Source organism: Duganella alba (assembly GCF_009674495.1).
In the GTDB taxonomy this organism is placed as follows: Bacteria; Pseudomonadota; Gammaproteobacteria; order Burkholderiales; family Burkholderiaceae_D; genus Rugamonas; species Rugamonas alba.
Genome location: NZ_WKJN01000014.1, coordinates 84,349 through 102,002 on the forward strand (window position 1 = coordinate 84,349; position 17,654 = coordinate 102,002).

Genomic DNA, 17,654 nt, shown 5'->3' on the forward strand with positions numbered 1-17,654 from the left:
ATCAGTGTAGGGAAAAGCGCCGATGTGCGGCGCACGTTTTTATGGGCGGCGCGGCAGCGTTTGCAATAGTTGCGCCCAGGCAGGCGTGGCGGCGCGCCAGAAGGCATCGATCGTTTCCGCCTGTATATCCAGGCCGAGGAAGCGTGCGGCCGGCAGCATGGCCTCGCGCAACAGCACCTGTGGATCGGCGCCCGTATCGAAGGCTTGCGCGCCGGTTTGCTTGGACATTTTGTCGCCCGCCTCGTTGACCACCACCGGCACGTGCAGATAGGTCGGCTGCGGCAGGCCCAGCACCTGTTGCAGATAAAGCTGGCGCGGCGTCGAATCGAGCAGGTCGGCGCCGCGCACGATGTCGGTGATGCCTTGCGCGCCGTCATCCACCACCACCGCCAGCTGATAGGCCCAGTAGCCGTCGGCGCGGCGGATGATGAAGTCGCCCACGTCGACGGTCAGATCCTGGCTGTAGTGGCCGGCCCAGCGGTCCTCGAAGGACAGCACGCAGTGCGGCGACTGCGGCACTTTCAGGCGCAGCGCGCGTTCCACCTTGCCCGGCGCGAGGCCGTCGCGGCAGATGCCGGGATAGACCAGCGCCTGCGTGTGATGGCCGCTCAGGTTCACCTGCGAATCGGCGATTTCGCGGCGCGAGCAGCCGCAGGGATAGACCAGGCCGCCCAGTTGCTCCAGTGCCTGCTGGTACAGCGGATAGCGCTGCGTTTGCCAGGAGACGTCGCCGTCCCAGTGCATGCCGCAGCGCTGGATCGAGGCCAGGATGTGTTCGGCGGCGCCATCGACGTTGCGGGCGCCGTCCACGTCCTCGATGCGCAGCAGCCACTGGCCGTGGTGCGCCTTGGCGTCGAGATAGCTGGCCATGGCGGCGACCAGCGAGCCGAAATGCAGGGGGCCGGTCGGCGACGGGGCGAAGCGGCCGATGTAGGGAATACGTGCAGTCATGTCCGCCATTTTAACGCGGCGGGCGGATGACGGCGGCGGCAAATCGCATACAATGTCCGCGCGGAAAAACCGCATCGATCACTGACCCAGGACATCATAACAATGAAGACATCCTTTGTAGCATCCGCGCTGGCCATGAGCCTGGCGCTGGCATTCCCTGTTCACGCCGACGCCGGCAAGACCGCCATGGTGCAGGAAGCGCCGTTGCGCGCCCATCTGCAATTTTTGGCCAGCGACCTGCTGGAAGGCCGCGGCACCGGTCAGCGCGGCGGCGACCTGACGGTGGCGTATCTGGAAACCCAGGCCATGGCGCTGGGCCTGAAGCCGGGCAATGGCGACAGCTTCCGCCAGCCGGTGCTGATCGCTGGCGTGAAGACGCAGCCGGCCGAGAGCACGCTGAAGCTGGAAGCGGGCGGCAAGCCGCTGGACATCGCCTTCGGCAAGGACTGGGTGTTTGCGCCGGGCGATGCGACCGCCGCGCACAGCTTCAACGCGGACCTGGTGTTCGTCGGCTACGGCATCACCGCGCCGGACGAACAGTGGAACGATTACAAGGGCATGGACCTGAAGGGCAAGATCCTGGTCATGATGGTCAACGACCCGCAGCCGACGGCCGAGCAGCCGAACCGCTTCAACGGCAAGGGCCTGACCTACTACGGCCGCTGGACCTACAAATTTGAAGAAGCGCAGCGCCAGGGCGCGGCCGGCGTGCTGCTGATCCACACCACGCCGACGGCGTCGTATGGCTGGAGCGTGATCCAGAACAGCTGGTCGGGCGTGGAGCGCTTCCAGCTGGCGGCCGGCACGCTGGGCACGCAGCTGCAAGGCTGGATGACGGACGACACGGCGCGCGCGCTGTTTACCGCCGCCGGACAGGATCTGGACGCGCTGCGCGCCGCCGCCGAGAAGAAGGACTTCAAACCGGTGCCGCTGGCCGCCAGGCTGAGTGGCGAGATGAAGGCGGCCGTGCGCAAGGTCGAGCAATTCAACGTGGCGGCCGTGGTGCCGGGCACCGATCCCAAGCTGAAGGATGAAGTGGTGATCTACAGCGCGCACTGGGACCACCTGGGCAAGCAGGGGGATACGGGCGATACGATCTTCAACGGCGCGGTGGACAACGCCTCCGGCTCGGCAGCCTTGCTGGCGATGGCGCAGCAGGCCAAAGCGGCGCCGGCCAAGCGCAGCCAGATGTTCCTGTGGGTGGCGGCCGAAGAGCAGGGCTTGCTGGGCAGCGCGGCCTACGCCTCGTCGCCGCTGTGGCCATTGGCGAAAACGGCGGCCAACCTGAACCTGGACAGCCTGAACTTCGTCGGCGCCACGCGCGACATCGGCACGCAGGGCAGCGAGCGCACCGAGCTGGGCAAACTGGCCGAAACGGCGGCGAAATCGATGGGCATGCAAATCGCCGCCGCCAAGCCGGACCTGGCGGGCGGCTACTTCCGCAGCGACCACTTCAACTTCGCCAAGAACGGCGTGCCGGCGTTCTCGATCGAATCGGGCCGCGACTACATCAAGGATACGGAAGGCTCGAAAGCCAAGGCCCAGGCCTACGGCAAGCGCTACCACCAGGTCAGCGATGAATACGACGCCAGCTGGGACTTGTCGGGCATGGTGCAGACCGCCCAATACACGCTGAATCTCGGCCGCCTGATCGCCAACGCCGCCAAGCTGCCGGAGTGGAAAGCCGGCGACGCCTTCGCCGTCCCTCGCAACAAGTAATAAAAACCGGGGTCAGTGCCGACATTCGGACATTCGGTCGCGCGCGACCAAATGTCCGAATGTCGGCACTGACCCCGGTTTAATGGAAGCCGACGGTGATGCTGGTGCCGGTGAGGTCGATGCCTTTGATGGAGATGCTGCCGAAGCTGCTGCCTTCGGTGCCTTTGACGCGGATGTTGTTGAAGGCGATTTCGCCGATCGAGGACGGCAGGCTTAACGTCAGCGTGCCGTCCTTGTTGATGGTGGCGGCGGCTTTGTTCGGGTCGTAGACGACGTTTTTCATGCTGGTGTCCGCTTCGAGGAATCCCAGCACGGGATTGAGCAGCTTGCTCATTTCGCCCACCACTTCCAGGCCGTTGCTCCTGGCGTTTTTGACTGCGCTGACCAGGTCGTCGCTGAGGCCCTGGGCCGAGGTGTCGCCCAGTTCTTCTTCGCTCAGCGCGCGCAGGGCGCGGGTGGCGGGCGCGCTGGAGGTCAGCGCGGCCGCCGGCAAGGCGGTGGCGGCGTAGGTTTCCAGCGGCGCCAGCAGGGACGTCGCGATGGCGGCCGCCATCCGCAGCCGGCGCTGCTTGCGCAGGGCGTCTTCGATGTGCTGGTGCGTGATCAGGTTCAGCTCGGCGAAGATGTCGCCCAGCCGCTGACCGGTCTGGCGTTGCAGCGCAATGGCGCTGGTCAGTTGTTCTTCGGTAATCAGCTTCTGTTTGACCAGAAGCTGACCCAGCATCGATTTATTCTGATTGCTTGTTAGCCATCCCATGGCTGTCTCCTTTTTTATGCTGGATGTCCGACGGCGCCATGCCGAACCAGCGTTTGCACGCGCGGTAAAACGCGCTGGGTTCCGAGAAGCCCAGCTGGAAACTGAGCATCTTCAGCGACAGCTCGCCGGCGCTCAGCGATTGCCGCGCCAGTTCGCGCCGCGTGTCGTCGACCAGGTTGGTGAAGCTGGTGCCTTCCTCGGCCAGCCGACGTTGCAGCGTGCGCTCGCTCATCATCATCTGCGCGGCGACGTCGTCCCGGTGCGGCGGACCTTTCGGCAGCAGGCTCGCCAGCAAGGCCTGCACCTTGGCGCTGAAGGTCGGCGGTTCGGCCGCCGCCAGCGAGGCCAGCACGCGCTCGCCGCCGCCATTCATCAGCGGCGGATTGGCGGGCAGGGCGGAGACCAGGTCGGTATCCGAGAATTCCATGACGTTGTGCGGCATGTCGAAACGCACCGGGCAGCCGAAGGTTTCTTCGTACACCTGGGCATTGGCCGGCGTCGGGAAGTTGTATTCCACCACCACCGGCGCGATGTCGTCGCGTCCGGCAGCGCAGCGCAGGGAGCGCAGCAGCACGCACCAGACGAAGTCGTAGCGCTGCTGCGGCACCGAACGCCGCGCACCGGGCAGCACCAGCCCCACGCGCGTATGGCCCTGAAAGCGTTCGATCGAGCTTTGCACCGTCGGCGACACCAGCATGATGTGGCCCATCACGCCCAGCCAGCCGAGCCGGTGCGGCGCCGAGATCTTCAGCCCGATCAGCGGATCGCCCGATTGCCGCACCAGCAGTTCCCACAGGTGGCTGAGTTTGTCCGACAGCGTCAGCGCGTCGCACGCCAGGCCGTCGCCTTCGTCCAGGCCGGCTTCGTGGAACAGCGCGTCTGCTTGCACGCCGGATTGCGCCAGGCGCGATTTCACGCCGCGCACCAGATGCAGGGCGGAAGAGTACGTCATGGCGTGACCGCAGCGCGCAGACGCAGGCCGATTTTTTCCTTCAGGCCCTGCAGCTTGGGATCAATCACCGGACGGGTGTCGGCCGCCACGCCTTCGCCCAGCGTTTTCTGCATTTCCGGCACCATGGCTTCAAACTTTTTCTTGACCGGCGATTCGAGGATGGCGATCAGCTGTTTCAGTTCATCTTCCGTGTAGCGCTCGGCCAGCATCGGCGCGATGGTGGTCGGGATCAGCTTGTCGGCGCTGGCGCGCGTGATCGGCGTGGCCTCGTTCATGAACTGCTTGGCTTCGCCGACGATGTCGTTCATGGCCGCATCGCGCTTCTCGGGCGCGGCGCGGCCTTGCAGCATGGCGCGCGCCTGTTGCACCGCGTCGGCCACCGGCACTTGCAGCATGGACTGGCCGATGCTGTCGATATTCCACAGCTTCAACACCTGGTCCACCAGCGCCTGCTTGGCCGGCGAAACCGGCGCGGCATGCGCGCCCAGGCAGGCCGCGCTCAGGGTCAGCAATGCGAGTTGATGTGTTATTTTTTTCATGTGTGCTCCTCCAGGATAAATCAGAAACGCTTGTTGATTTCAAAGCCGAAATAGCGGACGTGGATGTCGCCGCGCACGTCCTGTCCCGCATACGGGTTGTAGATAATGTTGAGGAAGTTATTGCAGTTCATATTGCAACTGGTGTTGGCCGGCGCGTTGAACTTGCCGGTCATATAGGAGCCGGTGATGTTGATGTCGGTATTCTTGTTGAGCTTGAAGCCGATGCCGGCGCTCAGCAGCTTGGTGTCCGGCAGCGGCGCCAGCAGGTCGATCTTGTCTGCCGGGACCGAGCTCTTGCGTGGCTCGTAGCCGAGGCGGATCGATAGCCGCTCCAGCGGATTCAGCTGCAAGCCGTAGGCGAAGTTGACCACGCTCTTGTAGCCGCGCGGGATCACCAGCTTGCCCGAATCCGGAATGCCGTACAGCCGCGCCACCTCCAGCAGCTTGATGCTCTGGTCGAACTGGAAGCGCAGCGCGTCCCATTCGCTCCAGCGCGCATAGCTGGCGTCGACGTTGAGCTGCACGTATTTCACCGGCTTGAGCTTGATGCCCACCTGCAGGTGCGCGGGGAAGGGAATGGTGGCGCTCATATTGCCCTTCTGCTCGGCTGGTATCGAGGAGGGAAAACCCAGCACCGCGCCGGCGATCGGCCCCAGCAGACTGGCGTTCATGCCGCGCACGAAGTTGCGCAGCATGGGTTCGGTGGTGAACACGTAGTTGCCGGTGTAGTGCGTTTTCGAGCCGCCCTGGTACACCGCGCCGATGGCGAACCTGGGCGACGGTTCCCACAGCACGCCGAAGTTGATGGTCGGATCGAACGGCGAGGTCAGTTCCACCCGCATATTGGCCGCCTTCTTGAACGGGCTGACCATGCCGTCCTTGCCGCCGCCGCACACGCCGAAGCCGAACACGTCGATGATGTTGCCGCCGTCTTCCGGGCACCAGCCTTTTTGCAGCTGGCCGAACACGCCCAACAGCTCATTGGGGAAGCGCATATTGGTGTCGACCACGAAGGCCGCGTGGGCGATCGGCACCGCCACGCCGAAGCGCAGCGTGTCGGAATACTTGTAGCCGACCGACGGCGCGGCGTACACCAGCCGCTGGATCTGCAATTGCCGGCCCTGGTACTGGCCGGGATCGTTGGGATCGGTGGTGCGGTCCAGGCTCATCGCCTGCGCCATGTAGCTGTCGGTGGCGAAGGTCCACGGCGAGCCGGCCTTATTCCACGACATGCCGATGCCGGGCACGGCCACCGCCGGCAGCCGCCAGCCGGGCATGCCGTAACCGGGCACGTACATGATCTGCCGCACCGGGCCGGTGGAGGTGTTGGACAGCGGATCCTCGCGCCAGCCGCCGACGTCGAAGCCCTGGCCCGGCGTGAAGCTGGCGCTGGTGCGGATCGAGGCCACGAAGTTGTGGATGCTTTCGCTGTCGCCGGTCATGCGCGCCAGCCCGGCCGGGTTGAAGTGGATCGACTGGATGCCCGGCGGGTCGGCGGTCACCGCATTCCCCATCGCCATCGCGACCACGCTGGTGGTGAGGTTTTCGGTCAGCGCGGCGCGCGCCGGCAGGCTGAAGGTACTGAGTGTACCCAGCGTGCCGGCGACGGCGGCCGCGATGGCGAGGCGGCGTGGCATCAGAAGCTCAACGGCAGGTTCATGCCCACCACCATGTTAGGCGAGTCCGGCGTGACGCCGATGCCGACCGAGAAGTTGATGGTGGTCTTGGGCGAGATGCGGTAGCCCAGGCCCAGGTTGAGAATGCCGGAGGTCTGCATATGCGTCTTGGCTTCCAGGCCGTCGGCAAAGCGCAGCTTGGAGCCGGCCGAAATCGCTTCCTGAAACGACACGGTGGTCGAGATGCCATACGACAGCGCATACGCGAAGCCCATGCCGAAGCCGAAGCTGCCGCCGGGCTGCACGCGGGTCAGGATGCGCGAGCCGTTGATCTGCCACAAGTCCTTGGCCGGCGCGCTGACCGTGTAGTTGAGCGAGCCGAACAGCGCGACCGGGTCGACGATCTTGTTGACGTTCAGGCCCATGGTCAGCGCGCCGACGCCGCTGCCGGTCGCTTCGCCGCTGCCGGCGATGATCTTGAACGGGCTGCGGCCGGTCGGCAGGCGCACGCTGCTGATCAGCGTCAGGTTGGGCGTGTCGCGGTGCGCCTCGAACGGCTGCCAGCGCGCGCCGACGCCGATGTCGCCCAGCGAGTTGGACATGCCGCTGCGCGCCGCCGTGTCGGCGTAGCGCGAGATCAGCGGCAGGGTGAGGTTGGCGGTCAGGTTGTTGAGCACGCCGTAATCGGCGGAGAAGGTGTTGGTGACCGTGTGCGAGTTGTTGTTCTCGATGTTGAACAGGGTGGCGTTGCCGTTGGCGATGTCGGTGACGATGCGGTCTTCGCCCACGTAGCTGTAGCTCAGGTCGTAGGTCAGCGACATCTGGCCGCGGCGGATCAGCGAGTATTGCTTGTCGACGGCGGTCAGGGTCTGCTTGAGCAGCGCGCTCTGGTCGCCTTCGCCTTCCTTCTTGGCCAGCGCGTCGCGCGCGGCGTCCGCCGTGGCGGGGGCGGCAGGCTGGGTGGTTTCCTGGGCCAGGACTGGCGTCGCGGTCAGCGCCACGGCGACGGCAAAGGGGATGGTACGAAACATCATATCGGCTTCCTTGTGAGAGTGATTGCGCTGAGGGGATTAATTGCGGTGCATCCAGGTGCCGGCGGCGCCGGAATTGACGGCGCGCATCAGGAGCAGGGCGCTGTTGCTGAGCGCTTCCTGGCGGCCCTTGCCGGTCACGCGGTCCATGTCGACCACGCCCAGTTCCTGGTCGGTCAGCGCCAGGTCGCCGCGCGGCTGCCGGCCCTTGGCCGGCGAGATGATGAACAGGGTGTTCTTGTCCCACCAGCGGGCGAATTCCTCGACCGAGAAGACGATGTTGCCGGCCGACGGATCGGCGATGTAGACCACGCCGTCGCGGATGCCGCGCAGCACCACGAAGTGCTTGGCGCCGCCGTAGTCGATCGGCACGATGGCCGGTTCGGTCAGCGTTTGCAGATCCTTGATCGCGGCCTTGAAGCCGGCGCCGGACAGGCCGATGGAGCCGACGTAGCGCTTCATGTCGAGCAGCGAAAAGCCGCGGCGCTCGATGATCTTGTCCTTCTCGCCCTTGTCCAGCATGCCTTCCATGGCCTGCTGTTCGTTGACCATCACGCCGAGGTGGTAGTTGAGGATGGTGACCAGCGCGGCCGAGCCGCAGCTGTAGTCGAAGGCCTGGCGCACGATGTGTTTGTACTTGAGCTCGGAGTACGGCTCCATCCGCACCGATTGCACATAGGCGCCGCCGCCCAGCAGCGTTTGCGGCATCTCGAACTGGCCCTGCGGCCGGTCCTGCGGTTCGTGTCGGGACAGGACACCGGCGCCGCCGATGAGGGCGGCCACCACGCCCAGCAGTAGCATCAGCATGGGCTAGCCCTTCACGCGTGCGCGCGTAAAAAAGGTCCGGTATAAAGCGGCGGGTTGAGCGCCGCCCAGAGGCGTCGGGCGCCCCGTTGTCGTTTTCATGCTTGTCTCCACTATCTAGATTAGTACGGTCGTGCTTTATTTAAGCGGCAACTCGTCTTTTCATTTTTGTAATTTATTAACGCATGAACATACCGTCAGTCGCAGCTTCTTTTTTAGAAATGTGACTCTAGGTTTTGCCTTGAAAGGTATGGTATCGCGCGCAAGACCGGTGCGACATGCCTGCAACAGCCGCTTCACTCTGCTGGCTCTCAAGGCCGTGTGGTTGGCTTTCGCGGTCAGCGCGGCAAGCTGGACCCGTTGCGGCGGCGACTCATATGATTAATTTAATTAATAGTCAAATATTAAGATTTGTAGCACCCCCAAACCAACCACAACACCGGAGATAGCACATGCAAACCATCAAAACCGCACTGGCAGCAGCCCTGGCAACCATCGCCTTCTCGGCTTCGGCCATGACCCCGATCCAGGACGCCGAGCTGAGCACCGTCAGCGGCCAGGACGGCGTATCGATCGCTGCCAACCTGAACATCAAGATCGATTCCTTCACCTACACCGACACCGACGCGGTCGATGCCAACGGCCTGGGCGGCGGTTCGGTGTCGTTCAACGGCATCAAGGTCAACGGCCTGATCGCTGCGAACATCGACATCTTGTCGCGCAACTCCTTCCTGCTGGCGGCCGGCGCCGCCGGCGTCACCGATTCGGGCACGTTCTACAACAAGACCACCGGCGGCGACGTGGTGCAGATCGCCATTCCGCAAACCGTGGTGGCCGACGGCCACTACCTGAACGTGTCGGTCGACGCGATCAAGATGGGCAACAGCACCGCTTCGTTCGGTTCGGTCGCCCTGAACCAGATCGACATGCGCGGCACCACCGTGTGGATCTTCGCGCACTGATCCCGGCGGCTCGCCAGGCCTGTTGCTTGGCCTGAGCAGTCATGGACGGTAGCAGCTGCGGGACCCTAAGATGGTTCCCGCAGTATCAAAAAAATCATAACAATTCACGGAGACGGAACCATGCAACTCATCAAAACCGCAGCAGCTGCAGCCCTGGCAACCCTGGCATTCTCGGCCTCGGCCATGACCCCGATTCAGGACGCCGAACTGAGCACCGTCAGCGGCCAGGACGGCGTCTCGATCGCCGCCAACCTGAACATCAAGATCAATTCCTTCACCTATACCGACACCGATGCGCTCGACGCCAACGGCCTGGGCGGCGGTTCGGTCTCGTTCAACGGCATCAAGGTCAACGGCTTGATCGCCGCCAACATCGACATCCTGTCGAAGAACTCGTTCCTGATGGCTGCCGGCGCTGCCGGCGTGACCGATTCGGGCACGTTCTACAACAAAACCACCGGCGGCGACGTGGTGCAGATCGCCATTCCGCAAACCGTGGTGGCCGACGGCCACTACCTGAACGTGTCGGTGGACGCGATCAAGATGGGCAACAGCACCGCCTCGTTCGGCTCGGTCGCCCTGAACCAGATCGATATGCGCGGTACCACCGTGTGGATCTTCGCTCACTAATCGGTTGAGCGGCGGCGGTCCCGACCCGGACCGCCGTTTCCCCCATCATGACTTTCACCACATTGCGCCGGCTGCTGTCGGGCGCGGCGCTGCTGTGCGGCATGCACGCGGCGTCGGCACAGATGCAGCCCATGAGCGAAGACGAACTGTCCGACACGCGCGGACAGGGCCTGGTCACGCTCACCAACACCAGCCTGGGCGGCTACGACTTCAGCAAGGTCGCGCTGGACGCCGACATTTCGCTGAGCGCCAACATCCGCAACATGCGGCTGGGCGAGTACAGCTATTCGCTGCGCAACGGCGGCGGCGCGGATCTGGATATCCCGCTGATGCAGTTCGGCCGCAGCGACGGCACCGAGGCGCAGCGCCTGGTGCAGATCAGTAATCCGTATTTTGAATTCGTCTACAAGAACGCCGCCGACGGCGCCTCGCGCGAGGCGATCGGCCTGCGCTTCGGCTTCGAGTCGATCAGCGGCGATATCGGTTTGCAGGTCAAGACCCTGTCCGGCTCGATGCGCGTGACCGGCACGGCGGCCGACGGCAGCACGCTGGTGCTGGACTCGCGCACCGATGCGCTCGGTGGCAAGCGCTGGGATGGCGCATGCACGGCGCCGTGCCTGACGCTGTCGCAGCTGGGCGGCGTGACAGCGGGCGACGCCAGCGGCGGCAGCCGTGATTTCTGGGTGTCGTTGCTGAAGACCGGCGTGCAGTTCCCGACGGCGGCGGGCTTGCCGGCGTCCGATCCAGCGCAGGCCGGCGTGTGGCTGAACTGGCGCGACAAATTGCAGGCCCTGAACACCAGCGGCATCACGCCGCCCAACCTGCCGAAGGGACGCTGATGCGGCGCGCGCTGCTGGGCTTATTGATGGTGATGTCGTCGGCTGGCGCGATGGAACCGCTGAGCGACAGCGCCCTGTCGGCGGTGCGCGGACGCGATGGCGTCAGCTTCGATCTGAACGGCTTCGCCATGAGCGGCGATGCGCGCGTCAGCTACACCGCGCCGAACGGCGCCAGCCTGTATGTGGAAAAATTCAGCGCGTCGCGCAGCGACAGTCTGTTGCCGTTTTCCGATCCGTTCCGGCTGGATATTGTGCCGGGTGCGTCCGGCCTGGCGGACGTGATCAATATCGCGTTTCCCTTGAACGCCAATGCCGAGCAGCGCTGGCAGATGGCGTATGACTGGGGCGTCGGCGCCAACGGCGTGGTGCGGGAGCAGGGCAGCGTGGTGGTCAAGGATCTGGTGCTGACGGGCGGCGGCTTGCAGTTCACCACGCCGCAGGTGAATGACGGCATCGCGTTCGGCGCGGCGTTGAAGATGGATATCGCGCAGCTGTCGTTCCAGCCGCGCGGGCGTGATGATGCGACCGAGGCGATGGTGTTGAGCGGCATTCATCTTGGCGGCGCGGATGGCGGCGCGTGGCAGATCGCGAATGTGGCGTCGCAGCCGGCGGTGATCAATGCGTTGAATGACGAGTCCGGGCCGCGCCTGCACATTGGCATCGACTGGCCGGATGCGCGCTATGGCAGCGGACAGGCGCCGGCGGGCAGCATCGTGGTGGACAATATTTCGTTTGTGAGTCCGGGACAGCCGACGGTGGATCTCGGTTCGTCGCGGATTGGATCGATCCAGATCCAGTACCTTGATATCAAGTTCAAGCAATGATGAAGCGCGTGCTGTGCTTGCTGCTGTGGGCCGGCGTGGCGCGGGCGGGCGAGTTGCGGGCGCTGGATGATGTGGAGTTGGCCAAGGTCAGCGGCGGCGACGGCATCAGCTTTGCGGCGCACGTGGTGCTGAATGATCCGACGCTGGTGGGGGCGGTGAGCGATAGCCGCTTGTCGCTGGGGTTCAGCGGCGGCGGGCAGAATCGCTACATCGTGTTCAAGAATGTGCGGGGGACGGTGGATATGTTCACTGTGAACCTGGGCGTGCAGACGCGCAGTGATGGGGGCGGGGACTATATTGCGATTGGGCTGCCGGGATATGTGCGCTACACCAATTTCGGCTTCGAATCGCTGAGTGTGCAGAACGACCCCAGCGCGCCGGTGACGGGCAACCTGGGCAGCGTCAACATCAACGGCACGGTGTCGCTGCAGGGGCAGGTGCGGTTCTGGGGGCACTGATAGCGGAGGACGGCGGCCCCGGTTTCGGCGCTCAGTTGGAGGCTGCGTTTTACCCCGCACGGCCAGCCAAGGGTCAGACCCCTGCGGGGTCTGACCCTACGGTTTGCGGGTTTCCGTGGCAAACACGCACAATGCGATCAGCGGAAACGCGAGTCCTGTCCACAGCACCCCCGTCCACCCGTGCGCGGCGAACATCCAGCCGCCCAGCGATGAACCGATCGCGCCGCCCATGAAGAACAGCGCCATGTACAAGCCATTCAGGCGGCTGCGTATCTCCGCCGGCAACGCAAAAATCGCCCGCTGCCCCGTCACCAGATTGGCCGACACGCCCATATCCAGGATGATCGAAGTCAGCACCAGCACGCCCAGATCCAGCAGCCGGCTGCCGTGGATCAGCAGCGGCATGGCAAACGCCAGCACACCCAGCAACAACGCCACCAGCGTGGTCGAACGGCTCTTGCCCTGGTCCGCCCGGTGACCGGCAATCGGCGACGCAATCGCCCCGGCCACGCCCACCAGCGCAAAAATCGCCACGCCGGTCTGACTGATCTGGAAGTACGGCCCGGTCAGCTCCAGCGACACGCACGTCCAGAACAGGCTGAACGCGCCAAACATGCAGGCCTGGTAGGCCGCGCGGCGGCGCAGCACCGGCGTCGCTTTCAGCAGGTGCCACATCGAACCGAGCAGGACGAAGTAGTGCATGCCGCCCTCCGGCTGCCGCTGCGGCAGCCGCGCGCGCAGCAGGAAGGCCAGCGCCGCCGTGGTGATCGCCGACAGCACGAAGATCGCATGCCAACCCAGCGCGTCCGCCACCAGGCTGGCCACGGGACGCGCCAGCATGATGCCCATCAGCAGGCCGCTCATGACCTTGCCGACAGTCTTGCCGCGCGTTTCAGGCCGGGACAGGTGCGCCGCGAACGGCACCACGATCTGCGCCGCCACCGAACCCAGGCCGATGCACAGCGCGGCAAACAGGAACAGGTTGGCGCTGCTGGTCACCGACGCGGCCAGCAAGGCCACCGCCGTCACCAGCAGGGCGATGACGATCAGTCGCCGGTTCTCCAGCAAGTCGCCCAGCGGCACGATGAACAGCAGGCCGATGCAGTAGCCGATCTGCGTCAGCGTGACGATCAGGCCGGCCGCGCCCGGGTCGAGACCGGTGGCGCGGCTGATCGGGCCGATCAGCGTTTGCGCGTAATACAGGTTGGCGACAATCAGGCCTGTCGCGATGGCGAACAGCCAGACCATGCCGGGTGAAAGATCTTGCTGGGCGTGGGACTGGCTCACGTCATGCTCCTGAAAATTTGGAAGGGCGGCAATTTTACAGGGCATGAAGAATTGCTGCTGCGCGTGCGCCGTTTTTTACAGGCCGGCCTGCTCGCGCGCCAGCGCCTGCCGCACCTCGGCGGTGATCTCGTAGGAGCGCAGGCGCTGTGCATGGTCGTAGATCTGCGAGGTGATCATCAGTTCGTCCGCGCCGGTGCGGGCGATGAAGTCCTGCAGCTGGCGGCTGACGGTGGCCGGCGAGCCGATCGCGGTGCACGACAGCACCGAGTCCAGCATCGCGCGTTCGGGCATGCCCAGCGATTCGAGGTAGCCCGCTTGCGGCGGCGGCAGTTTGGACGGGCGGCCGGTGCGCAGGTTGACGAAGGCCTGCTGCATCGAGGTGGCGCGGAAGTGCGCTTCTTCGTCGGTGTCGGCGGCGAACACGTTAAAGCCCAGCATCACGTAGGGCTTGGCCAGTTGCGCCGACGGCTGGAAGTTGGCGCGGTACAGCGCCATCGCCTGCTGCATCATCTGCGGCGCGAAGTGCGAGGCGAACGCGAACGGCAAGCCGAGATGCGCCGCCAACTGCGCGCCGAAGGTGCTGGAGCCAAGTATCCACAGCGGCACCTTGGCGCCGTTGCCCGGCACGGCCAGCACGCGCTGGCGCGAATGGTCGGACAAATAGTCCTGCAGCTCCAGTACGTCCTGCGGGAAGGCGTCGGCGTCGCTGTCGAGGTTGCGGCGCAGGGCGCGCGCGGTGGTCTGGTCGGAGCCGGGCGCGCGGCCCAGGCCGAGGTCGATACGGCCGGGGAACAGTGCTTCCAGCGTGCCGAACTGCTCGGCGATCACCAGCGGCGAATGGTTCGGCAGCATGATGCCGCCGGCGCCCACGCGGATGGTGCTGGTGCCGCCGGCCACGTGGGCGATCACCACCGCCGTGGCGGCGCTGGCGATGCCGGGCATGCCGTGGTGTTCGGCCAGCCAGTAGCGCTGGTAGCCCCAGCGTTCGCCGTGCTGCGCCAGGTCGAGCGTGTTGCGGAACGAGGCCGACGCATTGCTGCCTTCGGCGATAGGGGACAGGTCGAGGATGGAGAATGGAATCATGGGTGCAGGTCTCTCAAGTAATCACATGCCCATTGAAAGTGTGTGGGTATAATCTTTCTAAATGGATAGACAAGCATACACAGATTGGGCCAAGCGTGCAGGGCAGGCCCTGATTGCCGCGGCTATGACCGCGGCGTCCCCCTCCGCCGTCGCCATCCCGCCACCGCCGCTGGTGGTCGCGGTCGACACCGGCACCGAGATGCCGATGGCCGCTTTCCGCGATAACCATCTGGTGGACGGCTTTCACAAGCAGCTGGGCGAGGCGCTGGCCGCCAGGCTGGGGCGCGAAGCCAGCTTTCTGCTATTGCCGCGCAAGCGCATCGCCATGGCGATGGAGGCCGGCCAGGCCGATGTGATCTGCCTGTATCTGCCGTCCTGGCTGCCAGGCAAGTTTGAGTGGTCCAAGGGCTTTTTCCCGGTCGCCGAAGTGCTGGTGACCGATACCTCCATTCCCCAGCCACATAAACTCCAGGATATTGCCGGACAACCCGTTGCAACTGTGTTGGGATATTATTATCCCGAATTGGAGAAACTGGGATCGGGTTTTGTCCGTGATGATGGCCATTCGTCATCGGGTAATCTCCGTAAAATGGCGGCCGGGCGTTTGCATCATGCTATTACCCAGCAAAGCACGCTTGATTATTATCTCAAGGTTGGCGAGAAACTATCATTATATCCGCCTTTTGTGATCAAAAGCTACAAGGCCCGGTGCGCCGTGTCGCCACAGGGGCGTGTGCGGCTGGACGAGGTGAATAAGGCAATTGATCTGCTGGTTAAAGACGGAAGTGTGAGCAAAATAATCAGCACTTATCAGAATCGCCTTAAATAATGTTTTATTTTTCCGACGGTTTTTAAAAATACTGTCTGGCAGCGCGTAGTCCTGAATTACTATTGAAAAACGGTGAGGCGTTCGCCTTATTCTGTTTTTATTCCAATGTAAATATTAATTCTATGGCACGCGCGATGAAATCCGGTATGTTGTTTGCTCTCCTGCTGGCTTGTTGCCAGGCTGTGCTCGCCGCCGGCACGCTGGAAACCTCGGCCCAGCATCGGGGCCAGCTGTACCGGGTGACGCATGACGGCAAAACCAGTTATCTGTATGGCACGGTCCATGTCGGCCGCGACGGCGCCTACCCGCTGGACGAGGTGGCTGCGCGCGCGCTGCTCGACTCCAAGGCGCTGGTGATCGAACTGGATATCCGCGAAGACAAGGCGTTCCAGGTGGCGCTGACGCGCTATGGCCGCTATGCGGAAGGCGACAGCGTCCAGAACCATTTGACGCCCGCCACGCTGGACAAGACCGTGCAGGCGCTGGCGCGCGCCGGCATTTCGCTGGCGTCGGTGCAGCAATACAAGCCGTGGCTGATCGCCAACCTGCTGGTCGGCGCGGAGCTGGACAAGAACGGCTACCAGCGCAGCCAGGCGGTGGAGTTCGCGCTGCTGGCCGCCGCGCAGAAGCAGGAGAAGACGGTGCGCGAACTGGAAAGCGCGGACTATCAACTGAGCCTGTTCGACTCGCTGGACGCGCACCAGCAGGAGCAGTATCTGCTGGAAAACCTGGCCGACCTGGCCGACGGCGATTCGCTGAAGCGTTCGCAGGCGCTACTGGAAGCGTGGAGCGTTGCCGACCGCAGCGGCATCCAGGCCGCGTGGCACACCGCCACCAGCGGCGACAGCATCTCGGCCGGCTTCATGAACCGTGTGCTGCTCGGCAAGCGCAATCCGGAGATGGCGGCCAACATCGAGCGCATCATGCAGCAGGACCAGGTGGCGTTTGTCGGCGTCGGCCTGCTGCATCTGGTGGGCGACGATGGCTTGCCGCAGTTGCTCAAGCGGCGCGGCTACCAGGTCGAACAGCTCTATTAATACGCCTGCACGCGGCCGTTGCCGTAGCGGACGCGGTCGCCGATTTTGTAGCTGGGCATGGATTCTTCGACCACCATCTGGCTGCTGCCGTCGTCCAGGCGGACCGTGACGCGGTAGACCTTGTCGGTCGGCGAGCCCATGTTGCCGCCGGCCGCCGCCGCGCCGGCCGCGCCCATCGCGCTCAGGCCCACGTCCTGACGCTGCAGCTGGTCGATGGCCTGCACCACGCCATAGGTGGTGGACGTTGGCATTGTCGTCGCGGCGGTCGGCGCCGATTGCGGGCTGGGGCCCGGCATGGTGGAGGCGCTGCTGCTGTCCTGCGTCATCTTGTCCGCGCAGCCTGTCGCGGCAAGCAGGCAGAGCGCCATGGTCAATACGGTGGTCTTCGTCATTGTCGCCTCCCTAAAATATGCTCAGAGGCGCGTCTGGCCGCATTGTTCCCTTACCTAAGCGCTCGATTGATGTACATCAATTGAATGATGCTACCTACACGCAATAATTGTTCGGTATCACTTTAAAGGATATCGATATGTTGACACGCGTGACAGATACTATTATCGAAGAGCTAATTGATGCCACCTGCGGCGACACCCGCAGCCGGCATTTCTTCCTCCACGCACTGCATGGCCTGGTACGCGTGGCCAAGGCCGAGCAGTTGCAGGAAATGCGCATGGACGTCGAGCTGGCAACCGGCGAAGTCAGTCAGCCGGAAGGGTGCGATAGCGACTCCAGAGAGCCCACATGACGGCGGCCGTCAGCATGGCGGCGGTGCAGTCCACCAGCCAGTCCGACACGGCGCCGTGGCGATACGGGAAAAAGCTTTGCACGCATTCGTCCAGCGCGCCCATGGCGGCGATGGTGAGCACGGCCTTGCCGGCGCGCTGCGACGGCGTGCCGCTGCCGCCGGTGAAGATCAGGAAGGTCAGTCCGGCGTAGGCGAGCGAATGCAGGATAACGCCGGAGGCGACTTCGCCGATGTCCTGGCGGGCGCCGGGAATCGAGCCGAGTATCAGGATCAGCAGATACAGCACGATGGCGGTCCAGTAGCGGAGACGGGCGTGGGAGGCGGTGAGGAGTAGTTGCTTGAGCATGAGGAAACAATACCATGCACTGCAAAAAAGGGGGAGTGGTGCACCGGACTCCGGTGCACCTTTCTTGAGTCATGCCTATCGGTTGCATGTACTTAAGATGTGACCAGTATAGGCAGCGTTTGTTACGCCGTCATGACAGCGCGCAAAAAAAAAGCCCGCTGACTGGAGCGGGCTTAAAACTATTTTCTTGGAGGAGAATAGTGGAGACAGGTGTAATTATGCTGCGTCGCCAGATCGGTGTCTAA

20 protein-coding genes are annotated in these 17,654 nt (G+C 64.0%); 9 read left to right on the plus strand and 11 right to left on the minus strand.

Annotation, left to right across the window (positions count from 1 at the left end; translation table 11 throughout):
* Window positions 1–39: 39 nt before the first annotated feature.
* A complete protein-coding gene (gluQRS, locus tag GJ695_RS15585) occupies window positions 40–951 on the minus strand; it encodes a tRNA glutamyl-Q(34) synthetase GluQRS (protein WP_154366232.1) in 912 nt (303 codons plus the stop codon).
* Between the two features lie 102 nt (window positions 952–1,053).
* Between gluQRS and GJ695_RS15590 the strand changes: the two genes are divergently transcribed.
* A complete protein-coding gene (locus tag GJ695_RS15590) occupies window positions 1,054–2,670 on the plus strand; it encodes a M28 family peptidase (RefSeq protein ID WP_154366235.1) in 1,617 nt (538 codons plus the stop codon).
* Window positions 2,671–2,749: 79 nt separating this feature from the next.
* Here the strand turns inward: GJ695_RS15590 and GJ695_RS15595 are convergent, their stop codons facing one another.
* The 6 genes from GJ695_RS15595 to GJ695_RS15620 are packed head-to-tail and all read right to left on the minus strand — an operon-like array spanning window position 2,750 to window position 8,372.
* Window positions 2,750–3,394 (minus strand): cyclic di-GMP-binding domain-containing protein, MshE-related, encoded by a 645-nt coding sequence (locus tag GJ695_RS15595; RefSeq protein WP_229260504.1) that lies wholly within the window; start codon window positions 3,392–3,394, stop codon window positions 2,750–2,752.
* A 4-nt stretch (window positions 3,395–3,398) separates the two neighbouring features.
* Window positions 3,399–4,379 carry an AraC family transcriptional regulator gene (locus GJ695_RS15600; protein ID WP_154366239.1) on the minus strand — a complete coding sequence of 327 codons (981 nt, stop codon included), beginning with the start codon at window positions 4,377–4,379 and terminating at the stop codon, window positions 3,399–3,401.
* Complete coding sequence (locus tag GJ695_RS15605; protein WP_154366241.1) at window positions 4,376–4,918, minus strand: DUF2059 domain-containing protein; 543 nt, start codon at window positions 4,916–4,918, stop codon at window positions 4,376–4,378. The genes GJ695_RS15600 and GJ695_RS15605 overlap by 4 nt, the downstream gene beginning before the upstream one ends.
* 20 nt (window positions 4,919–4,938) lie before the next feature.
* Window positions 4,939–6,555 carry an OmpP1/FadL family transporter gene (locus GJ695_RS15610; RefSeq protein ID WP_154366243.1) on the minus strand — a complete coding sequence of 539 codons (1,617 nt, stop codon included), beginning with the start codon at window positions 6,553–6,555 and terminating at the stop codon, window positions 4,939–4,941.
* On the minus strand, window positions 6,555–7,568 hold the full coding sequence (locus GJ695_RS15615) for a transporter (RefSeq protein ID WP_154366245.1): 1,014 nt from the start codon (window positions 7,566–7,568) through the stop codon (window positions 6,555–6,557). Before GJ695_RS15615 ends, GJ695_RS15610 begins: the two co-directional genes overlap by 1 nt.
* Window positions 7,569–7,604: 36 nt before the next feature.
* A complete protein-coding gene (locus GJ695_RS15620; protein ID WP_154366247.1) occupies window positions 7,605–8,372 on the minus strand; it encodes a C39 family peptidase in 768 nt (255 codons plus the stop codon).
* Between the two features lie 449 nt (window positions 8,373–8,821).
* On the opposite strand from GJ695_RS15620, the gene GJ695_RS15625 reads away from it, so the two are divergent.
* From GJ695_RS15625 to GJ695_RS15645, 5 genes are all read left to right on the plus strand, one after another.
* Window positions 8,822–9,331, plus strand: coding sequence for a DUF6160 family protein (locus tag GJ695_RS15625; protein ID WP_154366249.1), 510 nt, complete (start codon window positions 8,822–8,824; stop codon window positions 9,329–9,331).
* Between the two features lie 120 nt (window positions 9,332–9,451).
* Window positions 9,452–9,961: a DUF6160 family protein gene (locus GJ695_RS15630; protein ID WP_154366250.1), complete on the plus strand. Its 510-nt coding sequence runs from the start codon at window positions 9,452–9,454 to the stop codon at window positions 9,959–9,961.
* Between the two features lie 47 nt (window positions 9,962–10,008).
* A complete protein-coding gene (locus GJ695_RS15635; protein WP_154366252.1) occupies window positions 10,009–10,800 on the plus strand; it encodes a hypothetical protein in 792 nt (263 codons plus the stop codon).
* On the plus strand, window positions 10,800–11,624 hold the full coding sequence (locus tag GJ695_RS15640; RefSeq protein WP_229260503.1) for a hypothetical protein: 825 nt from the start codon (window positions 10,800–10,802) through the stop codon (window positions 11,622–11,624). Before GJ695_RS15635 ends, GJ695_RS15640 begins: the two co-directional genes overlap by 1 nt.
* On the plus strand, window positions 11,621–12,082 hold the full coding sequence (locus GJ695_RS15645) for a hypothetical protein (protein WP_229260502.1): 462 nt from the start codon (window positions 11,621–11,623) through the stop codon (window positions 12,080–12,082). Before GJ695_RS15640 ends, GJ695_RS15645 begins: the two co-directional genes overlap by 4 nt.
* 96 nt (window positions 12,083–12,178) lie before the next feature.
* Here the strand turns inward: GJ695_RS15645 and GJ695_RS15650 are convergent, their stop codons facing one another.
* Window positions 12,179–13,330 (minus strand): MFS transporter, encoded by a 1,152-nt coding sequence (locus tag GJ695_RS15650; RefSeq protein ID WP_154366364.1) that lies wholly within the window; start codon window positions 13,328–13,330, stop codon window positions 12,179–12,181.
* A gap of 114 nt (window positions 13,331–13,444) precedes the next feature.
* Window positions 13,445–14,452 carry an LLM class flavin-dependent oxidoreductase gene (locus tag GJ695_RS15655; protein ID WP_154366254.1) on the minus strand — a complete coding sequence of 336 codons (1,008 nt, stop codon included), beginning with the start codon at window positions 14,450–14,452 and terminating at the stop codon, window positions 13,445–13,447.
* 61 nt (window positions 14,453–14,513) lie between these two features.
* On the opposite strand from GJ695_RS15655, the gene GJ695_RS15660 reads away from it, so the two are divergent.
* The gene (locus GJ695_RS15660; RefSeq protein WP_154366256.1) at window positions 14,514–15,281 is read left to right on the plus strand and encodes a substrate-binding periplasmic protein; all 768 of its coding nucleotides are present in this window, start codon (window positions 14,514–14,516) and stop codon (window positions 15,279–15,281) included.
* A 146-nt stretch (window positions 15,282–15,427) separates the two neighbouring features.
* Entirely contained in the window at window positions 15,428–16,318 is an 891-nt protein-coding gene (locus tag GJ695_RS15665) for a TraB/GumN family protein (RefSeq protein ID WP_229260501.1), read from the plus strand.
* Here GJ695_RS15665 and GJ695_RS15670 read toward each other — a convergent pair.
* A complete protein-coding gene (locus tag GJ695_RS15670; RefSeq protein WP_154366260.1) occupies window positions 16,315–16,710 on the minus strand; it encodes a hypothetical protein in 396 nt (131 codons plus the stop codon). The two genes, GJ695_RS15665 and GJ695_RS15670, sit on opposite strands and share 4 nt — an antisense overlap.
* A 137-nt stretch (window positions 16,711–16,847) precedes the next feature.
* Here GJ695_RS15670 and GJ695_RS15675 point away from each other — a divergent pair, with 137 nt between their 5' ends.
* A complete protein-coding gene (locus GJ695_RS15675) occupies window positions 16,848–17,063 on the plus strand; it encodes a hypothetical protein (protein WP_154366262.1) in 216 nt (71 codons plus the stop codon).
* On the opposite strand, the gene GJ695_RS15680 is transcribed toward GJ695_RS15675, so the two are convergent.
* Entirely contained in the window at window positions 17,017–17,409 is a 393-nt protein-coding gene (locus GJ695_RS15680; RefSeq protein WP_154366264.1) for a VanZ family protein, read from the minus strand. The two genes, GJ695_RS15675 and GJ695_RS15680, sit on opposite strands and share 47 nt — an antisense overlap.
* Between the last annotated feature and the right edge of the window lie 245 nt (window positions 17,410–17,654).

Coding starts and splice junctions, on each gene's coding strand:
- gluQRS (WP_154366232.1), bottom strand. CDS start 951: ATGACTGCACGTATTCCCTACATCGGCCGCTTCGCCCCGTCGCCGACC.
- GJ695_RS15590 (WP_154366235.1), top strand. CDS start 1,054: ATGAAGACATCCTTTGTAGCATCCGCGCTGGCCATGAGCCTGGCGCTG.
- GJ695_RS15595 (WP_229260504.1), bottom strand. CDS start 3,394: ATGCTGGGTCAGCTTCTGGTCAAACAGAAGCTGATTACCGAAGAACAA.
- GJ695_RS15600 (WP_154366239.1), bottom strand. CDS start 4,379: ATGACGTACTCTTCCGCCCTGCATCTGGTGCGCGGCGTGAAATCGCGC.
- GJ695_RS15605 (WP_154366241.1), bottom strand. CDS start 4,918: ATGAAAAAAATAACACATCAACTCGCATTGCTGACCCTGAGCGCGGCC.
- GJ695_RS15610 (WP_154366243.1), bottom strand. CDS start 6,555: ATGCCACGCCGCCTCGCCATCGCGGCCGCCGTCGCCGGCACGCTGGGT.
- GJ695_RS15615 (WP_154366245.1), bottom strand. CDS start 7,568: ATGATGTTTCGTACCATCCCCTTTGCCGTCGCCGTGGCGCTGACCGCG.
- GJ695_RS15620 (WP_154366247.1), bottom strand. CDS start 8,372: ATGCTGATGCTACTGCTGGGCGTGGTGGCCGCCCTCATCGGCGGCGCC.
- GJ695_RS15625 (WP_154366249.1), top strand. CDS start 8,822: ATGCAAACCATCAAAACCGCACTGGCAGCAGCCCTGGCAACCATCGCC.
- GJ695_RS15630 (WP_154366250.1), top strand. CDS start 9,452: ATGCAACTCATCAAAACCGCAGCAGCTGCAGCCCTGGCAACCCTGGCA.
- GJ695_RS15635 (WP_154366252.1), top strand. CDS start 10,009: ATGACTTTCACCACATTGCGCCGGCTGCTGTCGGGCGCGGCGCTGCTG.
- GJ695_RS15640 (WP_229260503.1), top strand. CDS start 10,800: ATGCGGCGCGCGCTGCTGGGCTTATTGATGGTGATGTCGTCGGCTGGC.
- GJ695_RS15645 (WP_229260502.1), top strand. CDS start 11,621: ATGATGAAGCGCGTGCTGTGCTTGCTGCTGTGGGCCGGCGTGGCGCGG.
- GJ695_RS15650 (WP_154366364.1), bottom strand. CDS start 13,330: ATGGTCTGGCTGTTCGCCATCGCGACAGGCCTGATTGTCGCCAACCTG.
- GJ695_RS15655 (WP_154366254.1), bottom strand. CDS start 14,452: ATGATTCCATTCTCCATCCTCGACCTGTCCCCTATCGCCGAAGGCAGC.
- GJ695_RS15660 (WP_154366256.1), top strand. CDS start 14,514: ATGGATAGACAAGCATACACAGATTGGGCCAAGCGTGCAGGGCAGGCC.
- GJ695_RS15665 (WP_229260501.1), top strand. CDS start 15,428: ATGTTGTTTGCTCTCCTGCTGGCTTGTTGCCAGGCTGTGCTCGCCGCC.
- GJ695_RS15670 (WP_154366260.1), bottom strand. CDS start 16,710: ATGACGAAGACCACCGTATTGACCATGGCGCTCTGCCTGCTTGCCGCG.
- GJ695_RS15675 (WP_154366262.1), top strand. CDS start 16,848: ATGTTGACACGCGTGACAGATACTATTATCGAAGAGCTAATTGATGCC.
- GJ695_RS15680 (WP_154366264.1), bottom strand. CDS start 17,409: ATGCTCAAGCAACTACTCCTCACCGCCTCCCACGCCCGTCTCCGCTAC.